At 71.9% G+C, this 21,894-nt stretch carries 19 protein-coding genes; 13 read left to right on the top strand and 6 right to left on the bottom strand.

Translation table 11 applies throughout. The features are described from left to right. Positions 1-127 precede the first annotated feature (127 nt). Positions 128-1,477 (bottom strand): MFS transporter, encoded by a 1,350-nt coding sequence (locus tag ACZ6WH_RS12745; RefSeq protein ID WP_469727961.1) that lies wholly within the window; start codon positions 1,475-1,477, stop codon positions 128-130. A gap of 289 nt (positions 1,478-1,766) precedes the next feature. Between ACZ6WH_RS12745 and ACZ6WH_RS12750 the strand changes: the two genes are divergently transcribed. Further along, the gene (locus ACZ6WH_RS12750) at positions 1,767-2,519 is read left to right on the top strand and encodes an IclR family transcriptional regulator (protein ID WP_469727962.1); all 753 of its coding nucleotides are present in this window, start codon (positions 1,767-1,769) and stop codon (positions 2,517-2,519) included. A 155-nt stretch (positions 2,520-2,674) separates the two neighbouring features. On the opposite strand, the gene ACZ6WH_RS12755 is transcribed toward ACZ6WH_RS12750, so the two are convergent. Continuing rightward, complete coding sequence (locus tag ACZ6WH_RS12755; protein WP_432854037.1) at positions 2,675-3,112, bottom strand: MarR family winged helix-turn-helix transcriptional regulator; 438 nt, start codon at positions 3,110-3,112, stop codon at positions 2,675-2,677. Between the two features lie 142 nt (positions 3,113-3,254). Between ACZ6WH_RS12755 and ACZ6WH_RS12760 the strand changes: the two genes are divergently transcribed. The 11 genes from ACZ6WH_RS12760 (at position 3,255) to ACZ6WH_RS12810 (ending at position 14,566) form a co-directional block, all read left to right on the top strand. Beyond that, the gene (locus ACZ6WH_RS12760) at positions 3,255-4,097 is read left to right on the top strand and encodes a CoA transferase subunit A (RefSeq protein WP_469727963.1); all 843 of its coding nucleotides are present in this window, start codon (positions 3,255-3,257) and stop codon (positions 4,095-4,097) included. After that, positions 4,097-4,876 (top strand): CoA-transferase subunit beta, encoded by a 780-nt coding sequence (locus tag ACZ6WH_RS12765; protein WP_469727964.1) that lies wholly within the window; start codon positions 4,097-4,099, stop codon positions 4,874-4,876. The genes ACZ6WH_RS12760 and ACZ6WH_RS12765 overlap by 1 nt, the downstream gene beginning before the upstream one ends. A gap of 9 nt (positions 4,877-4,885) precedes the next feature. Next, a complete protein-coding gene (pcaH, locus tag ACZ6WH_RS12770) occupies positions 4,886-5,653 on the top strand; it encodes a protocatechuate 3,4-dioxygenase subunit beta (protein WP_469727965.1) in 768 nt (255 codons plus the stop codon). Continuing rightward, positions 5,653-6,231, top strand: a complete 579-nt coding sequence (pcaG, locus tag ACZ6WH_RS12775) for a protocatechuate 3,4-dioxygenase subunit alpha (RefSeq protein ID WP_432854046.1) — start codon at positions 5,653-5,655, stop codon at positions 6,229-6,231. Before pcaH ends, pcaG begins: the two co-directional genes overlap by 1 nt. Then, positions 6,218-7,606 (top strand): 3-carboxy-cis,cis-muconate cycloisomerase, encoded by a 1,389-nt coding sequence (gene pcaB, locus ACZ6WH_RS12780; protein WP_469727967.1) that lies wholly within the window; start codon positions 6,218-6,220, stop codon positions 7,604-7,606. Before pcaG ends, pcaB begins: the two co-directional genes overlap by 14 nt. 60 nt (positions 7,607-7,666) lie before the next feature. After that, on the top strand, positions 7,667-8,842 hold the full coding sequence (pcaDC, locus tag ACZ6WH_RS12785; protein WP_469727969.1) for a bifunctional 3-oxoadipate enol-lactonase/4-carboxymuconolactone decarboxylase PcaDC: 1,176 nt from the start codon (positions 7,667-7,669) through the stop codon (positions 8,840-8,842). Between the two features lie 141 nt (positions 8,843-8,983). Then, the gene (locus ACZ6WH_RS12790; RefSeq protein WP_469727971.1) at positions 8,984-10,252 is read left to right on the top strand and encodes an ABC transporter substrate-binding protein; all 1,269 of its coding nucleotides are present in this window, start codon (positions 8,984-8,986) and stop codon (positions 10,250-10,252) included. Next, positions 10,249-11,163, top strand: coding sequence for a carbohydrate ABC transporter permease (locus ACZ6WH_RS12795; RefSeq protein WP_469727972.1), 915 nt, complete (start codon positions 10,249-10,251; stop codon positions 11,161-11,163). Before ACZ6WH_RS12790 ends, ACZ6WH_RS12795 begins: the two co-directional genes overlap by 4 nt. Before the next feature lie 3 nt (positions 11,164-11,166). Continuing rightward, positions 11,167-12,003 carry a carbohydrate ABC transporter permease gene (locus ACZ6WH_RS12800; RefSeq protein ID WP_469727974.1) on the top strand — a complete coding sequence of 279 codons (837 nt, stop codon included), beginning with the start codon at positions 11,167-11,169 and terminating at the stop codon, positions 12,001-12,003. A 320-nt stretch (positions 12,004-12,323) separates the two neighbouring features. Then, a complete protein-coding gene (locus tag ACZ6WH_RS12805; RefSeq protein ID WP_469727975.1) occupies positions 12,324-13,274 on the top strand; it encodes a TauD/TfdA dioxygenase family protein in 951 nt (316 codons plus the stop codon). Positions 13,275-13,405: 131 nt separating this feature from the next. Continuing rightward, on the top strand, positions 13,406-14,566 hold the full coding sequence (locus ACZ6WH_RS12810) for an alkaline phosphatase PhoX (protein ID WP_469727976.1): 1,161 nt from the start codon (positions 13,406-13,408) through the stop codon (positions 14,564-14,566). Here the strand turns inward: ACZ6WH_RS12810 and ACZ6WH_RS12815 are convergent. The 3 genes from ACZ6WH_RS12815 to ACZ6WH_RS12825 form a co-directional block, all read right to left on the bottom strand. Further along, positions 14,544-15,560 (bottom strand): ArsR/SmtB family transcription factor, encoded by a 1,017-nt coding sequence (locus ACZ6WH_RS12815; protein WP_469727977.1) that lies wholly within the window; start codon positions 15,558-15,560, stop codon positions 14,544-14,546. The genes ACZ6WH_RS12810 and ACZ6WH_RS12815 overlap by 23 nt on opposite strands. Before the next feature lie 487 nt (positions 15,561-16,047). Then, positions 16,048-18,807, bottom strand: coding sequence for a pyruvate, phosphate dikinase (gene ppdK / locus ACZ6WH_RS12820; protein ID WP_469727979.1), 2,760 nt, complete (start codon positions 18,805-18,807; stop codon positions 16,048-16,050). Positions 18,808-19,198: 391 nt separating this feature from the next. Further along, positions 19,199-19,939 (bottom strand): type 1 glutamine amidotransferase, encoded by a 741-nt coding sequence (locus tag ACZ6WH_RS12825; protein WP_469727981.1) that lies wholly within the window; start codon positions 19,937-19,939, stop codon positions 19,199-19,201. A 147-nt stretch (positions 19,940-20,086) separates the two neighbouring features. Between ACZ6WH_RS12825 and ACZ6WH_RS12830 the strand changes: the two genes are divergently transcribed. Next, entirely contained in the window at positions 20,087-21,037 is a 951-nt protein-coding gene (locus ACZ6WH_RS12830) for a TIGR03619 family F420-dependent LLM class oxidoreductase (protein ID WP_469727983.1), read from the top strand. A 135-nt stretch (positions 21,038-21,172) separates the two neighbouring features. On the opposite strand, the gene ACZ6WH_RS12835 is transcribed toward ACZ6WH_RS12830, so the two are convergent. Then, on the bottom strand, positions 21,173-21,802 hold the full coding sequence (locus ACZ6WH_RS12835) for an MBL fold metallo-hydrolase (protein WP_469727985.1): 630 nt from the start codon (positions 21,800-21,802) through the stop codon (positions 21,173-21,175). Between the last annotated feature and the right edge of the window lie 92 nt (positions 21,803-21,894).

The raw sequence follows: 21,894 nt of genomic DNA on the forward strand, positions 1-21,894 counted from the left end.
TTTCCGTCGCCTGTCAGTTGCCATGTCGCTCGCGCGGCCGGGGCGGCCATGGCCCGGACCCGCTCCTTCACCCAACGAGCCGGAATGCCGACAGAAACGGGGTACCGGTCGGGGCACCGGTCCCGGGTCAGCCCTCGACCCGCTCGACCTTGTCGATGAGCAGGGCGTATGCGAGCAGGCCGACCAGGACGACGGCGGCGATGTAGCCGAGCGCCCAGGCGAAGGACCCGGTCCGGTCCACGATGACGCCGATGACCAGCGGGGTCAGCACGCCGCCGGCGTTCGCGGCGAAGCTGAAGACGCCGCCGCCGGTACCGGTGAGGCGGCGCGGCACCGCGTCGGAGAAGAGCGCCCAGCTGTTCTGCATCAGGCCCTGCGCGAAGAACGCGATGGACATGAAGGTGATGACGAGCGGTACGGAGTCGGTGAAGTTCGCGCAGACGATGACCGAGGCGAGAACGAAGCCGATCATGACGGGGGCCTTGCGGGCGAACGTACGGGAGAACCTGCCCGAGTTCAGCATGCGGTCCGACCAGGCGCCGCCGGCCAGCGTGCCCACCAGCGCGGCGAGGTAGGGCGCCGAGGCCCAGAAGCCGGCCTTGATGATGCCCATCTGCTTCTCCTCCACCAGGTAGCTGGGGAACCAGGTGAGGAAGAAGAACAGCACGGAGGCGCTGGCGAACTGGCCGATGTACATGCCCCACAGCCGCCGGTCGCTCAGCAGGACCCGCAGGTCGGCGCGGATGCTGGTGTCCAGCACCGCCGCCTCCTCCTTGGCCGCCGCGATCTCCTCGGCGGACTCCAGTTCGTCGGCCTGCCGGATGTGCGCCAGCTCCGCCGCGCTCACCTTCGGGCTGTGCTCGGGGCGGTCGTAGACCTTGGCGAACCAGACCACGGAGAAGAGCAGGCCGACGACGCCGGTGACGACGAAGACCGAGCGCCAGCCGAAGTGCACGGTGAGGAGGGAGAGGACGGGGGCCGCGACGGCCAGGCCGATGTACTCGCCGGAGGTGTACGTGGCGGTGGCGCGGCCGCGCTCGCGGCCCGGGAACCAGTTCACGACCAGCCGGTTGTTGGACGGGAAGGCGGGCGCCTCGAAGGCACCGAGCGCCACGCGGATGCCGACCAGCGGGACGAAGCTGCGGGCCGCCGCGACCACGATCGTCGCCAGCGACCAGCCCACCAGCGCGTACCCGAAGGCGAGCTTGGCGCCGATCCGGTCGATGAGCCGGCCCGCCGGGACCTGGAGGAGCAGGTACGCCCAGCCGAAGGAGGAGAGCAGCAGGCCCTGCTGGGTGCCGGAGAGGTGCAGCTCGTCCTTGATGTGCGGCAGGGCGACCGAGAGGTTCGTACGGTCCAGGTAGTTGATCGCCGTGATGACGAAGAGGCAGGCGAGCAGTCCGTAGCGGGCACGGCTGAGCGCGGGGCGGGCGGAATCGTCCACGACGGGCGGCGCGGGGCGCACGGTCGTGCTCATACGGAGACTCCTTCGTCTCGGGTCCCCGGCCGGGAGCGCGAGGGGGCGCGCGGGGAGGTCCCGGGGCGGGGCGGGAGGCGGCAAGGGGTGGGGGTGCGGGTGCGAGGGGCGGCGCCGTCGGGGGTGGCCCGGTGGGGTGGTCCGCTGAGTGGACCGATGGGTCCATGTGACGGCGACAATAGAACGTGTGCTGATCATCTACAAGAGGTTGCCGGCGAGTAACCGGGCCGTTGCGGGCACGCCGCGGCGCCCCTGGTCCGCGGAGCGGACCTCATCCCATACTGTCGCCATGAGCGAGAGCGAGCGCGGCGGCATGCGGACGGTTCAGCGGGCCATCGACATCCTGGGGCTCTTCGGTGAGGAGCGCCCCGCACTGACCCTCCGCGAGATCGTCGAGGGCAGCGGCCTGCCCAAGACCACCGCGCTCCGACTGCTCCAGACGCTCCGCCTGAACGGCCTGCTCTGGCTGGACGAACACGGCAGATACACCGCGGGCCCGACCTTCCTGCGCTGGGTCCGGCTGGCGGACCAGGGCTGGCGCCTCCCGGCCACCGCCCGGCGCGCGCTGCGCGAGCTGGCCGCCGAGCACCGGGAGACGGTGCACCTGTACGTACGGCGCGACGTGCACCGGATCTGCATCGCGCAGGAGGAGGGCCCGCAGGCCCTGCGGCACGTCGTCCGCGTCGGCGACGAGCTGCCGCTGTGGGCCGGCGGGCCGTCCAAGGTCCTGCTGATCGGCGCGGACCCGGCGCTGGTCGAGCGGGTCGCACGCCGCTCCCCGCACGGCACGCGGCACGCCCGCACGCTGACCGAATGGGCGGCGGAGGCGGCCCGTGCCGGCTACGCGGTCAGCCACGGCGAGCACGAGGAGGGGCTGTCGTCGGTGGCCGTACCGGTGCGCTCGCGCGGCGGCGAGGTGGTCGCCACGCTGTCCTTCGGGGGCCCGTCGGCGCGCTTCACCGCCGAGCGGCTGCCGCGCTTCGTGTCCTCACTGACGGCGGCCGCCCGCACGGTGAGCGGCGGCCTGCCCCTCACGGGCTGACGGGCCGGGCCACGACCCGGCGGCGTACCGGACCGGGCCGCGGCCAGGCGCAGGGACCGGGTCGCGGCTCGGCGTACGGCCCGGGCCGCGGTCCGACGTACGGCCCGGGGCCCGGTGAGCGGCCTCGCGGCACCCCGCTGCCCCCGCAGCTCCTCCTACCCCCGCAGCTCCTCCGCCGCGTCCGCGACCCGGGCGATCAGGCGGAGCAGCGTCTCCTGCTCGTCCTCCGCCAGCGGGGCCAGGAAGACCCGGTTCATCCGGGCCGTGCGGGTGACGAGCTTGCGGTGGTGCCGGGCGCCCTCCTCGGAGAGCTTCAGGACGTTGCGGCGGCCGTCGTGCGGGTCGCGCACCCGTTCCACGAGGCCGCGGCGGACCAGCCGGGCGACCACGTCGGCGATGGTCGAGCGGTCCAGGTGCACATGCTCGCTCAGCGTCCGCTGGTCGATGTCCGGCTTCTCCACCAGCGCATTGAGGACCGCGAACTGCGGGGAGGTGGTCTCCTCGGACACCATCGCGCCCCACAGCAGCGAGTGCGCCTGCTGCAGACGCCGGGCGAGGTGTCCGGGGTGGGTGTTCAGATCGACCGCGGCCATGGGGCCTCCCATTGACCCATTGACGAATGAGGAAGTGGGTGGAAGTCTACGGCCCATCGACGAATTAATCAGTGCACTGAGCATTTCTTCGGCAGTGCGCCACCGTCGGCACCGTTCTTTGACCCACACCCGCGGAGTGATGATGGCCGAGATTCGCAGCCTCCACGACGCCGTGGCGGACCTCATCCACGACGGGGACACCGTCGCCATGGAGGGCTTCACCCACCTGATCCCGTTCGCCGCCGCGCACGAGATCATCCGCCAGGGCATCACCGACCTGACCCTCGCCCGGATGACGCCCGACGTCATCTACGACCAGCTGATCGGCGCAGGCCTGGTCAGGAAGCTGGTCTTCTCCTGGGGCGGCAACCCCGGCGTCGGCTCGCTGCACCGCTTCCGCGACGCCGTCGAGAACGGCTGGCCGCGCCCCCTGGAGCTGGACGAGCACAGCCACGCCGGCATGGCCAACCGCTACGTCGCGGGCGCCTCCAAGCTGCCGTTCGCCGTGCTGCGCGGCTACCGCGGCAGCGACATCCCGAGCCGTACCGACACCGTCTCCACCGTGACCTGCCCGTTCACCGGCGAGAAGCTGGCGGCGGTCGCGGCGCTCAACCCCGATGTCACCGTCATCCACGCCCAGCAGGCCGACCGCGCCGGCAACGTGCAGCTGTGGGGCCTGACCGGCGTACAGAAGGAGGCCGCGCTCGCCGCGAGCCGGGTACTGGTCACCGTCGAGGAGATCGTGGACGAGCTGGAGCCGCGCCCCGGCGGCGTCACCCTGCCCACCTGGGTACTGGACGCGGTCGCCCAGGTGCCCGGCGGCGCCCACCCCTCGTACGCCACCGGCTACTCCGTCCGCGACAACGCCTTCTATCAGGCCTGGGACCCGATCGCGCGGGACCGCGAGGCCTTCACGCAGTGGATCGAATCGCACGTACGCGGGGCCGGCTCCGCCGCCCGTACGGCCGAAGGAGCGAACGCCTGATGTCCGAAGCGAGCGCCCCCGAGGCGGAGTTCACCCGCGACGAGCTGATGGAGGTCAACGCGGCCCGCGCGCTGGCCGGCGCGAAGACCTGCTTCGTCGGCATCGGCCTGCCCAGCACCGCCGCCAACCTGGCCCGCGCCACCGTCAACCCGGACCTCGTCCTCATCTACGAGTCCGGCACGATCGGCTCCAAGCCCACCGCCCTGCCGCTCTCCATCGGCGACGGCGAACTGGCCGAGACCGCCGACGCGGTGGTGCCGGTGCCGGAGATGTTCAACTACTGGCTGCAGGGCGGCCGGATCGACGTCGGCTTCCTCGGCGCGGCCCAGGTCGACCGGTACGCCAACATCAACACCACCGTCGTCAGCCGCGGCGAGGACAGGCCCGAGGGCCGGCTCCCCGGCGCGGGCGGCGCGCCCGAGATCGCGTCCAACTGCGGCCGGGTGCTGATGGTGCTGCGCCATTCGACGCGCAATTTCGTCCGGGCGCTGGACTTCGTCACCACGCTCGGCCACGGCGCCGGGCCCAAGGACCGCGCCGCGCTGGGCATGCCGGGCGCCGGACCCACCGCCGTGATCACCGACCTCGGCGTGCTGCGGCCCGACCCGGAGACCGCCGAACTGGTCCTCACCGAGCTGCACCCCGGCGTCACCGTCGAGCAGGTACGGGCCGCCACCGGCTGGGAGCTGCGGGTCGCTGACGAGGTCGGCGCCACCGCGCCGCCCAGCGCCGGGGAGCTGGCCGCGTTGCGCGCACTCAAGGCTGCAGGGAAGAGCTAGGAGACCACGATGGCACTCACACAGGCCGACATCGACCGCGAAGTCAGCGAGCTGCAGGAGGCGTATGACAAGGCGCGAGCCGGTGGCGCCCCCGCAGCGCACCACCCGCCGCGGGACTACGCCCCCTACCGCTCCAGCACCCTGCGCCACCCCAAGCAGCCGCTGGTCCCCGTGCACGGCGACCCGGAGACCGTGGAGCTGTCCGGTCCGGCGTTCGGGAACACCGACGTCACCGCGCTCGACAACGACCTCACCAAGCAGCACCACGGCGAGCCGCTCGGCGAGCGGATCACCGTCTCCGGGCGCCTGCTGGACAGCGGCGGCCGTCCCGTGCGCGGCCAGCTGGTGGAGATCTGGCAGGCCAACGCCTCCGGCCGGTACGCCCACCAGCGCGACCAGCACCCGGCGCCGCTGGACCCCAACTTCACCGGTGTCGGCCGCGTGCTGACCGGGGACGACGGCAGCTACTCCTTCACCACCGTCAAGCCCGGCGCCTACCCCTGGCGGAACCACGAGAACGCCTGGCGCCCGGCCCACATCCACTTCTCGCTGTTCGGCAACGCGTTCACCCAGCGCCTGGTGACGCAGATGTACTTCCCGAACGACCCGCTGTTCCCGTACGACCCGATCCTGCGTTCGGTGACCGACGAGACCGCCCGGCAGCGGCTGATCGCCGCCTACGACCACGACCTGTCGCAGCCGGAGTTCTCGCTGGGCTACCGCTGGGACATCGTCCTGGACGGCCCGTCCGCCACCTGGATCGAGGAAGGCCGCTGATGACCGAGCAGCACTCCCCCGCGCTCGCCCCCACGCCCTCGCACACCGTGGGCCCCTTCTACGGCTACGCGCTGCCCTTCCCCGACGGCGGGGAGATCGCGCCCGCCGGCCACCCGGACACGATCACCGTGCACGGCTGCGTGTACGACGGCGCCGGTGAGCCGGTCCCGGACGCGCTGCTGGAGTTCTGGCAGGCGGACCCCTCGGGCTCGCTCGCCGGGGCGCCGGGCTCGCTCCGCCGCGACCCGGTGACCGGCGGCCACTACGGCCGCAACGGCGTGGACTTCACCGGCTTCGGCCGGGTGCCCACCGACGCCGACGGCCACTACGCGGTCCGCACGCTGCCGCCGGGCGGCGCCCCGTACCTCTCCGTCTGCGTCTTCGCGCGCGGCCTCACCCACCACCTCTTCACCCGCGCCTACCTCGCCGAACCCGCCGGCGACACGCTGCTGTCGGGTCTGGAGCCCGCGCGGCGGGAGACTCTTCTCGCCAGGTCCGAGGCGGACAAGCACCGTACGTACCGCTTCGACATCCACCTCCAGGGCGACAAGGAGACGGTCTTCCTTGCCTTCGACTGATCCCGCGGCTGCAGCGCCGGAGGACGTGGGGCTGCTCGCCCCCGTCCGGGCCGGCACGGCCGCCGAGGCCGCGACCGGGGACACCGCGTTCCTCCAGGCCATGCTGGACGCGGAGGCCGCGCTCACCCGCGCACAGGCCGCGCTCGGCGAAGCCCCGGGCGCCGCGGGCGACGCCGTGACGGCCGCGGCCGACGTGCACCGGTTCGACGTGCGCGACCTGGCGCTGCGCGCCCGCTCCGGCGGCAACCCGGTGATCCCGCTGGTCGCCGACCTGACCGCGGCGGTCAAGGAGTCGGCGCCGGACGCCGCCGGGTACGTCCACCGGGGCGCCACCAGCCAGGACATCTGGGACACCGCCGCGATGCTGGTCGCGCGGCGGACGGTGGCGACGGTGCTGGCCGATCTGGCCCGTACGGCGGAGACGCTGCACGGGCTGGCGGACGCGCACCGCGAGACGGTCATGCCGGGCCGCACCCTCACCCAGCACGCCGTGCCGACCACCTTCGGGCTGAAGGCGGCGGGCTGGCGGGCGCTGGTCCTGGACGCGCACGAGCGGCTGGCCGCGGTCCGGCTGCCGGTACAGCTGGGCGGCGCGGCCGGCACTCTGGCCGCGTTCGGCGCGCTGTCGGAGACCTTCGCGCCCGAGGACGGGGCGCGGCTGATGGCCGCGTACGCGGCCGAGGCCGGGCTCGACGAGCCGGCCCTCCCCTGGCACACACTGCGCACGCCCGTCGCCGACCTGGCGTCCGCGCTCGCGTTCACCACCGGCGCGCTCGGCAAGATCGCCGCGGACGTGCTGGTGCTCTCCCGCACCGAGTGCGGCGAGGCCGCCGAGGGCAGCGGCGGGGGCTCCTCCGCGATGCCGCACAAGGCCAACCCGGTACGCGCCACGCTGCTCGCCGCCGCGGCCCGGCAGGCGCCTCACCTCGCCGCGACCGTACTGGGCTCGCTGGCCGCCGAGGACGAACGCCCGGCCGGCGCCTGGCACGCCGAGTGGCAGCCGCTGCGCGAACTCCTGCGGCTGGCCGGCGGCGCCGCCGAACAGGCCGCGGAGCTGACCAGGGGCCTGCGGGTCTTCCCCGACCGCATGCGCGCGAACCTGATGCGCACCAAGGGCCTGATGGCAGCCGAGCGGCTGTCGGCCGCGCTCGCGCCGGCGCTCGGCCGGCAGGCCGCCAAGGCCGCGCTGGCCCGCGCCTCCCGCACCGCCGTCGAGGAGGACCGCACGCTGGCCGAGGTGCTCGGCGCCGATCCGGAGGTGACCGGCGCGCTGCCCCCGGAGGAGCTGGCCGCGCTGGCCGACCCGGCCGCCTACACCGGCTCGGCCGCCCTCCTCACCGACCGGGCCCTACGCCGCCCCGGCCCGGCCGCCTGACCGCCGCCCCGCCGGGCAGCCTCTCCCCACCCGTACCCGTCACTCCCCCGAGGAGACCCCGTGACCGAGCTCCCCCACCACCGACTCGACGGACCGCAGGACGCCCCGCCGCTGATCCTCGGCCCGTCCATCGGCACCTCGCTCGACGTCTGGGAGCCGCAGCTGGCGGCCCTGACGCGGACGCACCGGGTGCTGCGCTGGGACCTGCCCGGGCACGGCGGCTCGGCGGCCGGGCTGGTCTCCGACGAGCCGGCCATGACCGACCTCGCCCGCCTCGTGCTGGGGCTGGCCGACGCGCAGGGCTGGGACACCTTCGCGTACGCCGGGATCTCCATCGGCGGCGCGGTCGGCCTGACGCTGGCCGCCGATCACCCCGAGCGGCTGACCCGGCTGGCGGTGGTGTGCTCCTCGGCCCGCTTCGGCGGAGCGGACACCTGGCGGGAGCGGGCCGCGCTCGTCCGCGCCGAGGGGACGGAGGCGATGGCGGCGAGCCGTCCGGGCACCTGGTTCGCACCCGAGTTCGCCGCCGCGCCGCGCGGGCAGGCGCTCATCAAGGACCTGCTGGACACCGACCCGGCCGGGTACGCCGCCTGCTGCGAGGCGCTGGCCTCGTACGACGTCCGGGACCGGCTCGCCGGGATCACCGTGCCCACGCTCGTCGTCGCGGGCCGCGAGGACCCGGCGACGCCGCCCGCGCACGCCCGGGAGATCGCCGACTCCGTCCCCGGCGCGAGCCTGACCGAGGTCGGCGGCGCCTACCACCTCGCAGGCGTGGACCGGCCGGGACCGGTGACCGCCGCACTGGCCGCGCACTTCGCGCCGGAGCCGGACGCCGCTGCCGAGGCGGCCGAGGCCCCGGCCGACGACGCGGGCCGCCGCGCCGCGGGCATGGCCGTCCGCCGAGCCGTCCTCGGCGACCCGCACGTGGACCGCGCCGAGGCGAAGAAGACGCAGTTCACCGCGCGCTTCCAGGACTTCATCACGCGCTACGCCTGGGGCGAGATCTGGACCGGCTCCACGCTGGACCGCCGTACCCGCAGCTGCATCACGCTCACGGCGCTGATCGCCCACGGCCACCACGCCGAACTGGCCATGCACGTAAGGGCCGCGGTACGCAACGGCCTGACCCCCGAGGAGATCGGCGAGGTGATCCTGCAGAGCGGCATCTACTGCGGCGTCCCGGCCGCCAACACCGCCTTCGGCATCGCCCAGGATGTGCTGGCCGAGCTGGAGTGACGTGCGCGCCCCGGGGTGTCACCGCCCCGGCCGGAATGATCCCCCGCGCGTTTCACGTTGTTGCCATGCGTGCATCACACCGGTGCGGCAGAGTGGTCGCCGCACCGGTCGATCATTGACGAGCGCTGGGGGACAGCAGGCATGACGGACATCGGCAGACGGCGGCTGTTGGCGGCCGGCGGCGGTATCGCGCTCACCGGCGCCCTGGCGGCCTGCGGCTCCAACACCGGGCGCGGTGGCGGTGGTTCGGGACCCGCGCTGAGCCAGTGGTACCACCAGTACGGCGAGACCGGGACCGAACAGGCGGTGAAACGGTACGCCGACGCGTACGACAAGGCCGATGTCACCGTTCAGTGGCGGCCGGGCGACTACGACCGGCAGACCTCCGCCGCCCTGCTGACCGACTCGGGCCCGGACGTCTTCGAGGTCAACGGTCCGACGCTGGACCAGATCCGCGGCGGCCAGGTCACCGATCTGACGTCCGCCGTCGAGCCCGTCAAGGACGACTTCAACCAGGCCGTCCTCGCGCCGAAGATCTGGCAGGACAAGATCTGGGCGATTCCCCAGGTCGTCGACATGCAGTTGCTCTACTACCGGAAGAGCATGCTGAAGGACGCCGGCGTGCAGCCGCCCCGGACCTTCGACGAACTGGTCGACGCGGCGCGCGAACTGACCGCCAAGGGCAAGAAGGACAAGGTCAAGGGGCTGTTCCTGGGGAACGACGGCGGCGCGGGCGCGCTCGGCGGCACTCCCCTGTACGCCGCCGGCCTCTCGATCGTCACCGAGGACGGCAAGGTCGGCTTCGACGACCCGGCCGCGGCCCGCACGCTCGCGAAGATCCACGCCCTGTACGCCGACAGGTCGCTGCTCCTCGGCGCGCCCACCGACTGGTCCGACCCGGCCGCCTTCACGCAGGGCCTGACCGCGATGCAGTGGTCGGGGCTGTGGGCGCTGCCGCAGGTGAAGAAGGCGCTGGGGGACGACTTCGGGGTGCTGCCGTTCCCCGAGGACGGCTCCGGCGGCAAGAACGCCGTACCGGTCGGCGCGTACGGCTCGGCGGTCAGCGCGCGCAGCAAGCACAAGAAGGAGGCGGCGGCCTTCGCGAAGTGGCTGTGGATCGACCGCACGGACCACCAGCGGGACTTCGCGCTGTCCTACGGCTTCCACATCCCGGCCCGGATCTCGCTCGCCGAGAAGGCGAAGGAGCTGCGCTCCGGCCCCGCGGCCGACGCCGTCGCCTACGCCACCGACCTCGGCCACGCCGAGCCGCTGCTGTGGACCACCGCGTCGAAGACCGCCTACCAGGACGCGGTCAGCCGGATCATCAAGGACGGCGCGAACCCGGAGAGCGAGCTGAAGGCGGTCGTCCGGAAGACCCGTACCGAGCTGGACCGGGTCAAGAAGAAGTGATCCGCACGCTGCTGGGACCCCAGAACCGCAACCTGTGGTTCTGGGTGTTCGTCGGCCCGTTCGCGGTCGGGCTGGCACTGTTCACGTACGTACCGCTGGTGTGGAGCGTCTGGCTCAGCTTCTTCGACGCGCACAACACCGTCACGCCCACGGAGTTCGTCGGGCTGGACAACTACGCCTCGATGCTGGGCGACGGCGCGTTCCTGCGCAGCCTCGGCACGTTCCTGCTGTTCTCGGCGTTCATCGTGCCCGCGACGTACGCGCTGTCGCTGGGGCTGGCCCTGATGGTGAACCGGGTGCGGTTCGCGCAGGCGTTCTTCCGGTCGGTCTTCTTCCTGCCGACCGCGTGCAGTTACGTCGTCGCCTCGCTGGTGTGGAAGCTGTCGATCTTCAACGGGGTGCGGTTCGGGCTGGCCAACACCGTGCTGGGGTGGCTCGGCGCGGACCAGACGGCGTGGCTGTCGACGACCCACCCGCCCTGGTACTGGCTGGTGATCGTCACCGTACGGCTCTGGCTCCAGGCCGGCTTCTACATGATCCTCTTCCTGGCCGGGCTCCAGCGGATCTCGCCGCGGCTGTACGAGGCGGCCGCGGTGGACGGCGCGAAGCCCGGCTGGCAGGTCTTCCGGCACATCACCTTCCCGCAGCTGCGGGCGACCTCGGTGGCGGTGGTGCTGCTCCTCGTCATCAACGCCTTCCAGGCGTTCGACGAGTTCTACAACCTGCTCTCCGACTCCCGCGGCTACCCGCCGTACGCCCGGCCGCCGCTGGTCTACCTGTACTACATCGCACTCGGCAGCGAGCAGAACCTCGGGCTCGGCAGCGCGGGCGCGGTGATCCTCGCGCTGATCATCGCGGTGGCGACCATCGTCCAGGCCCGCTGGTTCGGGCTGGGCCGCAAGGAGGACTGACCGGTGGACCAGGCACTCATCCGGGCGGGCCGGGCCCTGCGGCTGGTCCTGCTGACCGCCCTCGCGCTGCTCTTCCTGATCCCGTTCTACCTCCTGCTGCGCAACGGGCTGGCGACCGAGGCCGACATCACGGCCCCGGACTGGACGTTCTTCCCGCGCTCGCTCCAGTGGGGCAACATCGGCGAGCTGTTCGCGGACCCCAACCTGCCGATGGCGCGGGCGCTGCTGAACTCCACGGTGATCGCGGTGGCCACGACGCTGGGCACACTGCTGCTGGCCTCGCTGGCGGGGTACGGCCTGGCCCGCATCCCGTACCGGCACGCGAACGCGGTGTTCTACGCGATCCTCGGCACGCTCATGGTCCCGGCCGCGGTCACCTTCGTACCGAGCTTCGTCCTCGTCTCCTCCCTCGGCTGGATCTCGACCCTGCGCGGCCTGATCATCCCCACCCTTTTCTCCGCCTTCGCCTGCTTCGTCTTCCGGCAGTACTTCCTCGGCTTCCCCCGTGAGCTGGAGGACGCGGCGCGGGTGGACGGGCTGGGGTACTGGCGGACGTACTGGCGGGTGGTGGTGCCGAACTCGCGGCCGGTGTTCGCCGCGGTCGGCACGATCGTCTTCATCGGGGCGTGGAACGCCTTCCTGTGGCCGCTGGTGATCGGCCAGGACCGGGAGGCGTGGACGGTGCAGGTGGCGCTGTCGACGTTCACCACCGCGCAGAACGTCAATCTGCACGAGCTGTTCCTGGCGGCCGCGGTCTCGATCCTCCCCCTGATCCTGGTGTTCTTCCTGCTCCAGCGGTACATCGTCGCGGGGGTGGAGCGGACCGGGATCGACGACTGACCCCGCCGGCCGTGACGGACGCCATCGCGCCGGCGCCGGAGATTGCTGTACGGTGCACGGCATGCAGGCGCTTTCCTTTTCCCGTGAGGCGGGTCCGCGACACAGCGGCCCCCACGGTGAGTGCGCGCCCCGCGGCCTGAGCTTCCTGCGCCGCCGCGGCCGGGTGGGGTCTCCCCCGGCCCGCTCCTGTCGGTGATCTTCCGCTTCACCGCCCCCCTTCACCCGTGACCCGCTGACCGCGGTCACGGTCTCTTCGCGCATTCACCGCGTTCACCGCGTTCACCACGCCTCCGCGTTTCCCTGTTCCCAAGGAGGATCAGATGACGGCCATCGCCGAACCCACCACCGCTCCCGCAGCCCCGCTCCTGCGCGACCACCGCATCCCCGCCGACGGCCTCTACGAAGGGAACCGGGTCCTGCACCGGCTGCCCGGCGGCTGGGAGGAGCGCCCGTACGAGCGCTTCGAGGTCGTCCCGCAGGGCCGCACCATCGGCGCCGAGCTGCGCGGCGTCGACCTCTCGCGCCCGCTGGACGACGGGCTGCGCGCGGAGCTGAACCGGGCACTGCTGGAGTGGAAGGTGCTCTTCTTCCGCGGCGCGCACCTCACCTCCGCCCAGCAGCGCGACTTCGCCCGCAACTGGGGTGAGCTGGAGACCAACCCGCTGCTCGCGCGGGGTGACTCCGAGGACGTGGTGCGGTTCGACAAGAAGGACCCCACGGCGCCCACCTTCGAGAACGTCTGGCACACGGACGTGACCTTCCGGGAGCGGCCCGCGCTGGGTGCGGTGCTCCAGCTGCGCGAGGTGCCGCCGTTCGGCGGGGACACGATGTGGGCGGACATGGCCGCCGCGTACGACAACCTGCCGCGTGACATCAAGGAGCGCATCGACGGGGCCCGCGCGGTGCACGACTTCATCCCGGGCTTCGAGCGCTTCTACCCGGCCGAGCGGCTCGCCCCGCTCCAGGAGCAGTTCCCGCCGGTCGAGCACCCGGTGGTGCGCCGGCACCCGGAGACCGGCCGGAAGATGCTCTTCGTGAACACGTCCTTCACCACCCGCATCGTGGGCTGGGAGCGGGCGGAGAGCGACCGCGTGCTGCGGCTGCTGTTCCAGCAGGCCCATGTGCCGGAGTACCAGGTGCGGTTCCGCTGGCAGCCGGGCGACATCGCCTTCTGGGACAACCGGGCGACGCAGCACTACGCGGTCGCCGACTACGCGCCGCACGGCCGGGTGGCGGAGCGGGTGGCCATCGCGGGCGACCGGCCCGAGTAACCGGCTCCGGCACTGTCCGGCTGCCGGACACCGGTTGTTGTATCCGCGTCAACTCAACGCTTCTACAGTCCGCTTCGCGCGACCGCGCCCGCCGCCCGGCGGGCGCGGCCCCCACCACACGTGGAGTGACCGTGGAACGTCGTACCTTCCTGCGCGGAGCAGTCATCGGCGCCTCGGCCGCCGCCTTCGGCGGCACCTTGATGCGGGGCGCCGCCTACGCCGCGCCCGCACAGCCCGGCACCGGCCCGTACGGCGCGCTCGGCGCGGCCGACGCCAACGGGATCCAGCTGCCGGCCGGCTTCGGCAGCCGCGTCATCGCCCGGTCCGGGCAGCAGGTGGCCGGCACCGGCTACACCTGGCACAGCGCGCCCGACGGCGGGGCCTGCTTCGCCGACGGCACAGGCTGGATCTATGTGTCCAACTCCGAGATCAACCCCGGCGGCGGGGTGAGTGCGGTGAAGTTCGCCGCGACGGGCGCGATCACCGGCGCGTACCGCATCCTGTCCGGCACCCGGCAGAACTGCGCCGGCGGCAGAACCCCCTGGAACACCTGGCTCTCCTGCGAGGAGGTCAGCCTGGGCGCGGTGTACGAGACGGACCCGTTCGGGGCGAAGGCTGCCGTGCGCCGGGACGCGCTGGGCCGGTTCAAGCACGAGGCGGCCGCCGCCGACCCGGTGCGCAAGGCGGTCTACCTCACCGAGGACGAGACCGACGGCTGCTTCTACCGCTTCCTGCCCACCACGTGGGGCGATCTGTCGGCCGGCAGGCTCCAGGTGCTGACCGCCGGGTCCGCCACGGCCGGCTCGTTCGGCTGGGCGGACGTGCCCGACCCGGACGGCTCGCCGACCGTGACCCGCCGTCAGGTCTCCGGCGCCAAGCGCTTCAACGGCGGCGAGGGCTGCCACTACGCCAACGACACCGTGTGGTTCACCACCAAGGGCGACAACCGGGTCTGGCGGCTGAACCTGGCGAGCGGCACGTACGAGCTGGCGTACGACGACTCCCTGGTCACCGGCGGCAGCGCGCCGCTCACCGGTGTCGACAACGTCACCGGCGCCTCCTCGGGCGACCTGTTCATCGCCGAGGACGGCGGCAACATGGAGATCTGCGTCATCACGCCGGACGGCGTGGTCGCTCCGTTCCTGCGGATCAACGGGCACTCCGGCTCGGAGATCACCGGCCCCGCCTTCTCGCCGGACGGCAAGCGGCTGTACTTCTCCAGCCAGCGCGGCACCACCAACAGCTCGTCGGCCGGCATCACCTACGAGGTCACCGGACCGTTCCGGGCGTAGCGAGCGGCACGGCCACCGGCGCCTCGGGCTCGGCGCCGCCGCGGATGAGCGCTGCGCCCAGCGGGGTCAGGGTGTGCAGGACGGCGTTGCCCTGCCGCAGGGTGACCAGCAGCCCGGCCTCCCGCAGGACCGTCGCGTGCTGGCTGGCGGAGGCCAGCGACACCTCGGCGCGCCGGGCCAGTTCGCTGGTGGTGCAGCCGCCGCCGATGCCCCGCAGGATCGCGGAGCGGGTGCGGCCGACCAGCCGGCCGAGCGAACGGCCCGGCGCCGCCGCCGTGGTGGGCCGCGGCGCGTGGTGCTCGACGGGGTAGACCAGGACGGGCGTGAGGTCCGGGTCGTACAGGGTGACCGGGGTGCGCCGGCAGAAGAACGACGGGACCAGCAGCAGCCCCCGCCCGTCCAGGTACAGGTCCCGGTCGACGGGGTAGTCCGCCTCCAGGACGGGCGGCCGCCAGCGCATCATGGGCGGCAGCGAGCCGAGCAGCCGGTCGGCGCCGCCGTCCAGCAGGGCCCGGCCGCGGGCAGCGCGGTCGGCCTCGATCCGGGCCTGTACGTGCGGCCAGTACGGCGCGATGGCCGCGTCGTGGTAGTGCCGCAGGACGCCCGTCAGCCGGTGCAGCGGCCGGGTGTCGCCCTGGGCGAGGTCGGCGAGCCACGGCTGGGGCGGGCGGCCGTCGGCGAGCCGGGTGAGGTCCCGGTGCAGCCGCGGGGCCGGAGTGGCCTTCAGCGCGTCGAGTGCGTCATCGATTCCGAGCAGCCCTTCGGGGGGCGTCAGGAAATCGGGAAAATATCCCTTGGCCGGTATCAGCGGGGCGAGGTACCGTGTTTCACCATTCAACCGGGAGCGGGTTTCCGTACGCCATTCGTTGAGCGCCGTACCACCTTGCCGGTCACGAAGTCGGTGAAAACTTAAAACGGTCTCCCAGAGCACATCAGGGCGTGCGGCAATCCGCACGCGGGCCAGATCCGGTCCACTGAAATGGACGCGCAGCACCGAAACCCCACCATCGCCATCAGTCGTCGGCCCCCGAGCACCCGAGTATGCACACGGCCACGCGGCGTCACCACGTCCTTTTGGCCAGTCTTGAAAAGGGTCGCGCCGGGACCGAACTCCCGGAATGCTGATACTCAATTCGGCGGCGATACGGACGGCACGGATTGCTCGGACCCGTGGGGGGTGACGAGCCATCACCGGCCGTCCCGCTACCCGCCGAAGGCCGCCGCCCGGGCCGAGCTGGCGGCGGCAGCTCCCGAGGGGGGAGTCCGGAAAAGGCGAGGGCGGCACCTCCGCACAGGTGCCGCCCTCGTTTCGCACGAACCGGAGCCCCTTCGATCGGGCTGAGGGTCGGGGGCCCATCCAGCGGCTCCGGTCGTCCACGGCCGGCGAACCGGCCGTTCACCGCCTGCCGGCCGGTGTTTCGTGCACCGACCGGCAGACGTGCTCAGGGGGTCAGCGGCTCACCGCTGCCCTCGTCCTCGGGTCAGCGGCTGTCGCTGCCCTTGGACTCGGCCGCCGCGCGGCCCGCCTCCAGCCGCGCCACGGGGATGCGGAACGGCGAGCAGGAGACGTAGTCCAGGCCCACCTCGTGGAAGAAGTGCACCGACTCCGGGTCACCGCCGTGCTCGCCGCAGACGCCGAGCTTGAGGTCGGGACGGGTGGCCCGGCCGGCCTCGGCGGCGTTGCGTACGAGCGAGCCCACGCCGTCCTTGTCGATGGTCTCGAACGGGCTGACGCCGAAGATGCCCTTCTCCAGGTACGCGGTGAAGAAGCTGGCCTCCACGTCGTCCCGGGAGAAGCCCCACACGGTCTGCGTGAGGTCGTTCGTGCCGAAGGAGAAGAAGTCGGCGGACTCGGCGATCTGCCCGGCGGTGAGCGCCGCACGCGGCAGTTCGATCATCGTGCCGAGGGTGAGCCCCAGGTCCACACCGTGGGCGCGCTCGACCTCGGCGATGACCTGCTCGGCCTCCTCGCGGACGATCTCCAGCTCCTGGACGGTGCCGACGAGCGGGATCATGATCTCCGCACGCGGGTCGCCCTTGGCGGCCCGGCGCTCGGCAGCGGCCTCCGCGATCGCCCGTACCTGCATGGCGAACAGGCCGGGGATGACCAGGCCGAGGCGGACGCCGCGCAGACCCAGCATCGGGTTCTGCTCGTGCAGCCGGTGGACGGCCTGGAGCAGCCGCAGGTCGTTCTCGTTGGAGTCCTTGCGGGACTCGGCGAGCGCGACGCGCACCGACAGCTCGGTGATGTCGGGCAGGAACTCGTGCAGCGGCGGGTCGAGGAGGCGCACCGTCACCGGCAGCCCGTCCATCGACTCGAAGAGCTCGACGAAGTCGCCCTTCTGCAGCGGCAGCAGCTCGGAGAGCGCGGCCTCGCGCTCCTCGCCCGTGTCGGCGAGGATCAGGCGCTCGACCATCTCGCGCCGCTCACCGAGGAACATGTGCTCGGTACGGCACAGGCCGATGCCCTGGGCGCCGAACCGGCGGGCGCGCGCGGCGTCCTCGGCGTTGTCGGCGTTGGCCCGTACGCGCAGCCGGCGTACCCGGTCCGCGTACGCCATGACCCGGTGCACGGCCTTGACCAGCTCGTCGGCGTCGTCGGCGCCGGCGTGCATCCGGCCCTCGAAGTACTCCACGACCGGCGAGGGCACGACGGGCACCTCACCGAGGTAGACCTTGCCGGTCGAGCCGTCGATGGAGACGACGTCGCCCTCCTCGATGACCACACCGCCGGGCGCGGTCAGGCAGCGCCGCTTGGTGTCGACCTCCAGCTCCTCGGCGCCGCAGACACAGGTCTTGCCCATGCCGCGGGCGACGACGGCGGCGTGCGAGGTCTTGCCGCCGCGCGAGGTGAGGATGCCCTCGGCGGAGATCATGCCGTTGAGGTCGTCGGGGTTGGTCTCGCGGCGGATCAGGATGACCTTCTCGCCCGAACGCGACCACTTCACGGCGGTGTACGAGTCGAAGACAGCCTTGCCGACGGCCGCACCCGGCGAGGCGGCGATGCCGCGCCCGATCAGGCGCACCTCCCCGCTTCCCGCTACCTGTTCGTCGAAGCGCGGGAACATCAGCTGCGCGAGCTGCGCGCCGTTGACCCGCTGCAGCGCCTCGGCCTCGTCGATCAGGCCCTGGTCGACGAGCTGGGTGGCGATGCGGAAGGCGGCGCCCGCGGTGCGCTTGCCGACGCGTGTCTGCAGCATCCAGAGCTTGCCGCGCTCGATGGTGAACTCGATGTCGCACAGGTCCTTGTAGTGCGTTTCGAGCGTCTCCATGATCTGCATCAGCTCGTCGTACGACTTCTTGTCGAGCTGCTCCAGCTCCGCGAGCGGAACGGTGTTGCGGATACCGGCGACGACGTCCTCGCCCTGCGCGTTCTGCAGGTAGTCGCCGTAGACGCCCTGGTGGCCGCTGGCCGGGTCGCGGGTGAAGGCGACGCCGGTGCCGGAGTCCGGGCCGAGGTTGCCGAAGACCATCGAGCAGACGTTGACGGCCGTGCCGAGGTCGCCGGGGATGCGCTCCTGGCGCCGGTACAGCTTGGCCCGGTCGGTGTTCCACGACTCGAAGACCGCGCGGACCGCGAGGTCCATCTGCTCGCGCGGGTCCTGCGGGAACTCCCGGCCCGTCTCCTTGGAGACGGTCTCCTTGAACTGGCCGACGAGCTTCTTCATGTCGGCCGCGTCCAGCTCGACGTCGACCTTCACGCCCTTGGCCTGCTTGGCCTCCTCCAGCGCCTCCTCGAAGAGGTCACCGTCCACGCCGAGCACGGTCTTGCCGAACATCTGGATGAGGCGGCGGTACGAGTCCCACGCGAAGCGCTCGGAACCGGCCTGCTGGGCGAGGCCGTTGACCGACTCGTCCGAGAGCCCGATGTTCAGGACGGTGTCCATCATGCCGGGCATGGAGAACTTCGCACCGGAACGCACCGAAACGAGCAGCGGGTTGTCGGCCTGGCCGAGCTTCTTGCCCATCTGGCGCTCAAGCGCGTCCAGGTGCTCGGTGACCTCGGCACGCAGTGCCGCCGGCTCCGCACCGCTGTCGAGGTACTCCTTGCAGGCCTCGGTGGTGATGGTGAAGCCGGGCGGGACGGGAAGTCCCAGATTGGTCATCTCGGCGAGGTTCGCACCCTTCCCGCCGAGCAGATCCTTCAGATCCTTGTTGCCTTCGGTGAAGTCGTAGACGAACTTCGTCGACTTCACGGCCTCGGCCGACTGGGTTACGTGGGGATCTTGTGTTTCCGACACGGGACTGAACTCCTCGCGGACGGGCTGCCCTGACGGCGAGGAACATACCCAGATCGAAGGCATCTGGGTACGTCCACTCGGTCGACATACGCCCGTAACCCGGCGTCAGCCAACAGATCGAAAGTTGACGATCTTGGCGACATGCATTCATCTTTCGAAGGAATGACTCCGCAGAGTGCGGAGGATCATGGCCGATTCTCTACGGAGAGCGATGCACATCTTAATCATCTGAATCAATGAAGGCTGGCACCCAGTGCCAGCCTTGAGGAGATGGAGCACCTTGCCAACTGCTCATCTGAGCGGACCCCTGATCAAGGGTGGCGAGAATCACGCGCCGGGGCGACCCCCGATCCCACGATCCGGACCCGCCGGCGGACGTGTCATGCCGACGTCACTCCGCCGACACGCCTCCGCCCGCCACCCTCGCCAGAAAGGCGTCCACAAGCGCGTACGCCCGCTCCCGCGCCTCGGGAAGCGCCGCCCGCACCTCCTTGACCAGCGCCTCGGGATCGACCCCGACCTCGTCCGCCGTCCCCTCGTCATCACCGTCGAACCAGGCCTGCAGCACCTCCGGTGTCAGCTCCGGATGGAACTGCACGCCGAGCGAGCGCCCGCACACGAAGGCCTGGGAAGCCACCTCATTACGTGCGAGCTCCCGGATCGCGGCCCCCGCTCCACCCCCTTCGACCTGCGGCAACAGCCAGCGGTCGCCGTGGAACTGGAACCACGGGCCGGGCCCGAGCAGCTCCGGCTCGTCCGCCTCGATCTCCGTCCAGCCGAGCTCGAAGCGCGGGGCGCGCTCAATTGAGCCCCCGAGCATGGCGGCCAGCAGCTGCCCGCCGAAGCAGATGCCCAGCACGGGCACGCCCAGCCGGTGCGCGTCCCGCAGCAGGTCCAGCTCGGCCCGTATCCAGGCGTTCATGCGGTTCACGGACCAGGGCGCGCCGAGCGACAGAATCAGGTCATATTCGGCGACCGACGGAAATCGGGGCTCGACGTCCGGGGTCGCGTACCGCTCCGCGGGGACCACGAGCAGCTCGTCGAGCGCGTATCCGCGCTGCGCCAGCCGGTCTCCGACATGGCCGGCGGTGGACAGGTGATCGTGGGCGATGACCAGGGCGCGCTTCGTCACGGCAACCTCACTCGACTCATCGGGCTAATCATTTGGGATCAAATTTACCGACGCCCGCACGCCTGCCCCCCTTGAGCACACCGCCTCCCCCACATATTGTTTGACCTCAAACAATAACGCCGAACGATGCCGCCCTGGAGGCCGCGTATGCCGTCCCCCCGCATGCTGCTCGTGCTCAGCGAGAACTGGACCATGACCGGCGGCCGCTGCGACCTCGACGCGCTCGTCCGCTGGGCCCGTGAGGCGGAGGACGCCGGGTTCGACTCCGTCATGCTGAGCGAGCACCTCGTCCTCGGGCCCGACTCCGGCGCGCTCGGCGTCATGCCCAACCCGCGCGAGTACGCCCTCCCGGGCAACCAGGCCCCGCACACCCCGTGGCCCAACTCGGTCGTCCTGCTCAGCGCCATCGCCGCCGTCACCGAACGCCTGCGGCTGGTCGCCGGCGCGATCCTCGCCCCGCTCCGCCACCCCCTCGTCCTCGCCAAGGAGCTGGCCACCCTCGACCTGCTCAGCAAGGGCCGGCTGATCGTCCTCCCGACGGTGAGCTGGAGCCGCGACGAGTACGCGGCGCTCGACGTGCCGTTCGCGCGGCGCGGCAAGCTGCTCGACGAGCACCTGGCCGCCTGGGAGACCCTCTGGCGCCCCTCCCCCGCCACCTTCGAGGGCGAGCACTACGCCTTCTCCGACGTCTACCTGGAGCCCAAGCCGTACCGGCCCGGCGGCCCGGAGCTGTGGTTCGGCGGCGGCTCGCTGCACGGCCCGCTGCTGCGCCGCCTGGTCCGCCACGGCCACGGCTTCAACCCGCTCGGCCGCCCGGCCCCGGAGGAGCTGGACAAGCTGCGCGCGGCGATGGCGGAGGCGGGACGCTCGATGGACGAGCTGGAGATGGTCGGCGGCACCCGGGCGGTCTTCCCCGGGCCGGACGCGGTGGCGGACCTGGGCCGCGCGCTGGAGAGCGTGCCGGAACAGATGGCCCAGGGCTTCAGCACGTTCTGCATCAAGCCGTCCCAGTTCACCGACGACCCGCAGGACGTCGGCCGCTTCTGCCGCGAGGTGATGCGGCGGGTGGAGCGGCTGACGTCCTGCGGGTCCGTGTGAGGGAGCGGCAGCGGGCCCGCGTGAGAAAGCGGTAGCGGGTCCGTATGAGGGAGCGGTAGCGGGTCCGTATGAGGGAGCGGTGCCGGGTCCGTACGAGGGAGCGGCAGCGGTCCGTACGAGGGAGCCGGTGGCGGCTCAGTGGCCGCGGGCGATCCACTCCTCCACGTGCGGTGCCTCGTCCCCGATGGTGGTGCTGTCGCCGTGCCCGGTCAGCACCTTCGTCTCGGGCGGGAGGCTCAGCAGCCGTTCGCGGATGGACTCGACGATGGTCGGGAAGTCCGAGAACGAGCGGCCCGTCGCGCCCGGCCCGCCCTGGAAGAGCGTGTCACCGGTGAAGACGGTCGCCAGCGCGGGCGCGTACAGGCATACGGCACCCGGCGCGTGTCCCGGCGTGTGCAGCACGGTCAGCTCCGTACCGGCCACCGTGAAGATCTGCCCGTCCCCCAGCTCGCCGTCCGGCAGCCGCTCGGGGTGGGTCTGCTTCCACAGCGGCCAGTCGTCCGGGTGGAGCAGGACGGGGGCAGCCGCGCGCTCGGCGAGTTCGGGTGCGGCGTCGATGTGGTCGTTGTGCGCGTGGGTGGAGAGGATCGCCAACAGGCGTCGGCCGCCCACGGCTTCCAGGATGGCGTCGGCGTCGTGCGCCGCGTCAATGACGATCGCCTCGCTGTCGTCCCCGATGATCCAGACGTTGTTGTCGACGTCCCACGTGCCCCCGTCGAGGGAGAACGTGCCGGAGGTGACGAGGTGTTCGATGCGCGCCGCCATCAGAGCACCACCACCGAACGCAGAACGTCGCCCTCATGCATCCGCGCGAACGCCTTCTCCACGTCCTCGATCCCAATCGTCTCCGTCACAAA

It is taken from the genome of Streptomyces sp. NPDC050806, from assembly GCF_055586425.1.

What these genes read in the sequence shown, in the direction of transcription:
- pcaG (WP_432854046.1), top strand. Translation starts at nt 5,653, where the DNA reads ATGACCGAGCAGCACTCCCCCGCGCTCGCCCCCACGCCCTCGCACACC.
- ACZ6WH_RS12745 (WP_469727961.1), bottom strand. Translation starts at nt 1,477, where the DNA reads ATGAGCACGACCGTGCGCCCCGCGCCGCCCGTCGTGGACGATTCCGCC.
- ACZ6WH_RS12765 (WP_469727964.1), top strand. Translation starts at nt 4,097, where the DNA reads ATGTCCGAAGCGAGCGCCCCCGAGGCGGAGTTCACCCGCGACGAGCTG.
- ACZ6WH_RS12835 (WP_469727985.1), bottom strand. Translation starts at nt 21,802, where the DNA reads ATGGCGGCGCGCATCGAACACCTCGTCACCTCCGGCACGTTCTCCCTC.
- ACZ6WH_RS12750 (WP_469727962.1), top strand. Translation starts at nt 1,767, where the DNA reads ATGAGCGAGAGCGAGCGCGGCGGCATGCGGACGGTTCAGCGGGCCATC.
- ACZ6WH_RS12805 (WP_469727975.1), top strand. Translation starts at nt 12,324, where the DNA reads ATGACGGCCATCGCCGAACCCACCACCGCTCCCGCAGCCCCGCTCCTG.
- ACZ6WH_RS12830 (WP_469727983.1), top strand. Translation starts at nt 20,087, where the DNA reads ATGCCGTCCCCCCGCATGCTGCTCGTGCTCAGCGAGAACTGGACCATG.
- pcaH (WP_469727965.1), top strand. Translation starts at nt 4,886, where the DNA reads ATGGCACTCACACAGGCCGACATCGACCGCGAAGTCAGCGAGCTGCAG.
- ACZ6WH_RS12790 (WP_469727971.1), top strand. Translation starts at nt 8,984, where the DNA reads ATGACGGACATCGGCAGACGGCGGCTGTTGGCGGCCGGCGGCGGTATC.
- ACZ6WH_RS12760 (WP_469727963.1), top strand. Translation starts at nt 3,255, where the DNA reads ATGGCCGAGATTCGCAGCCTCCACGACGCCGTGGCGGACCTCATCCAC.
- ACZ6WH_RS12755 (WP_432854037.1), bottom strand. Translation starts at nt 3,112, where the DNA reads ATGGCCGCGGTCGATCTGAACACCCACCCCGGACACCTCGCCCGGCGT.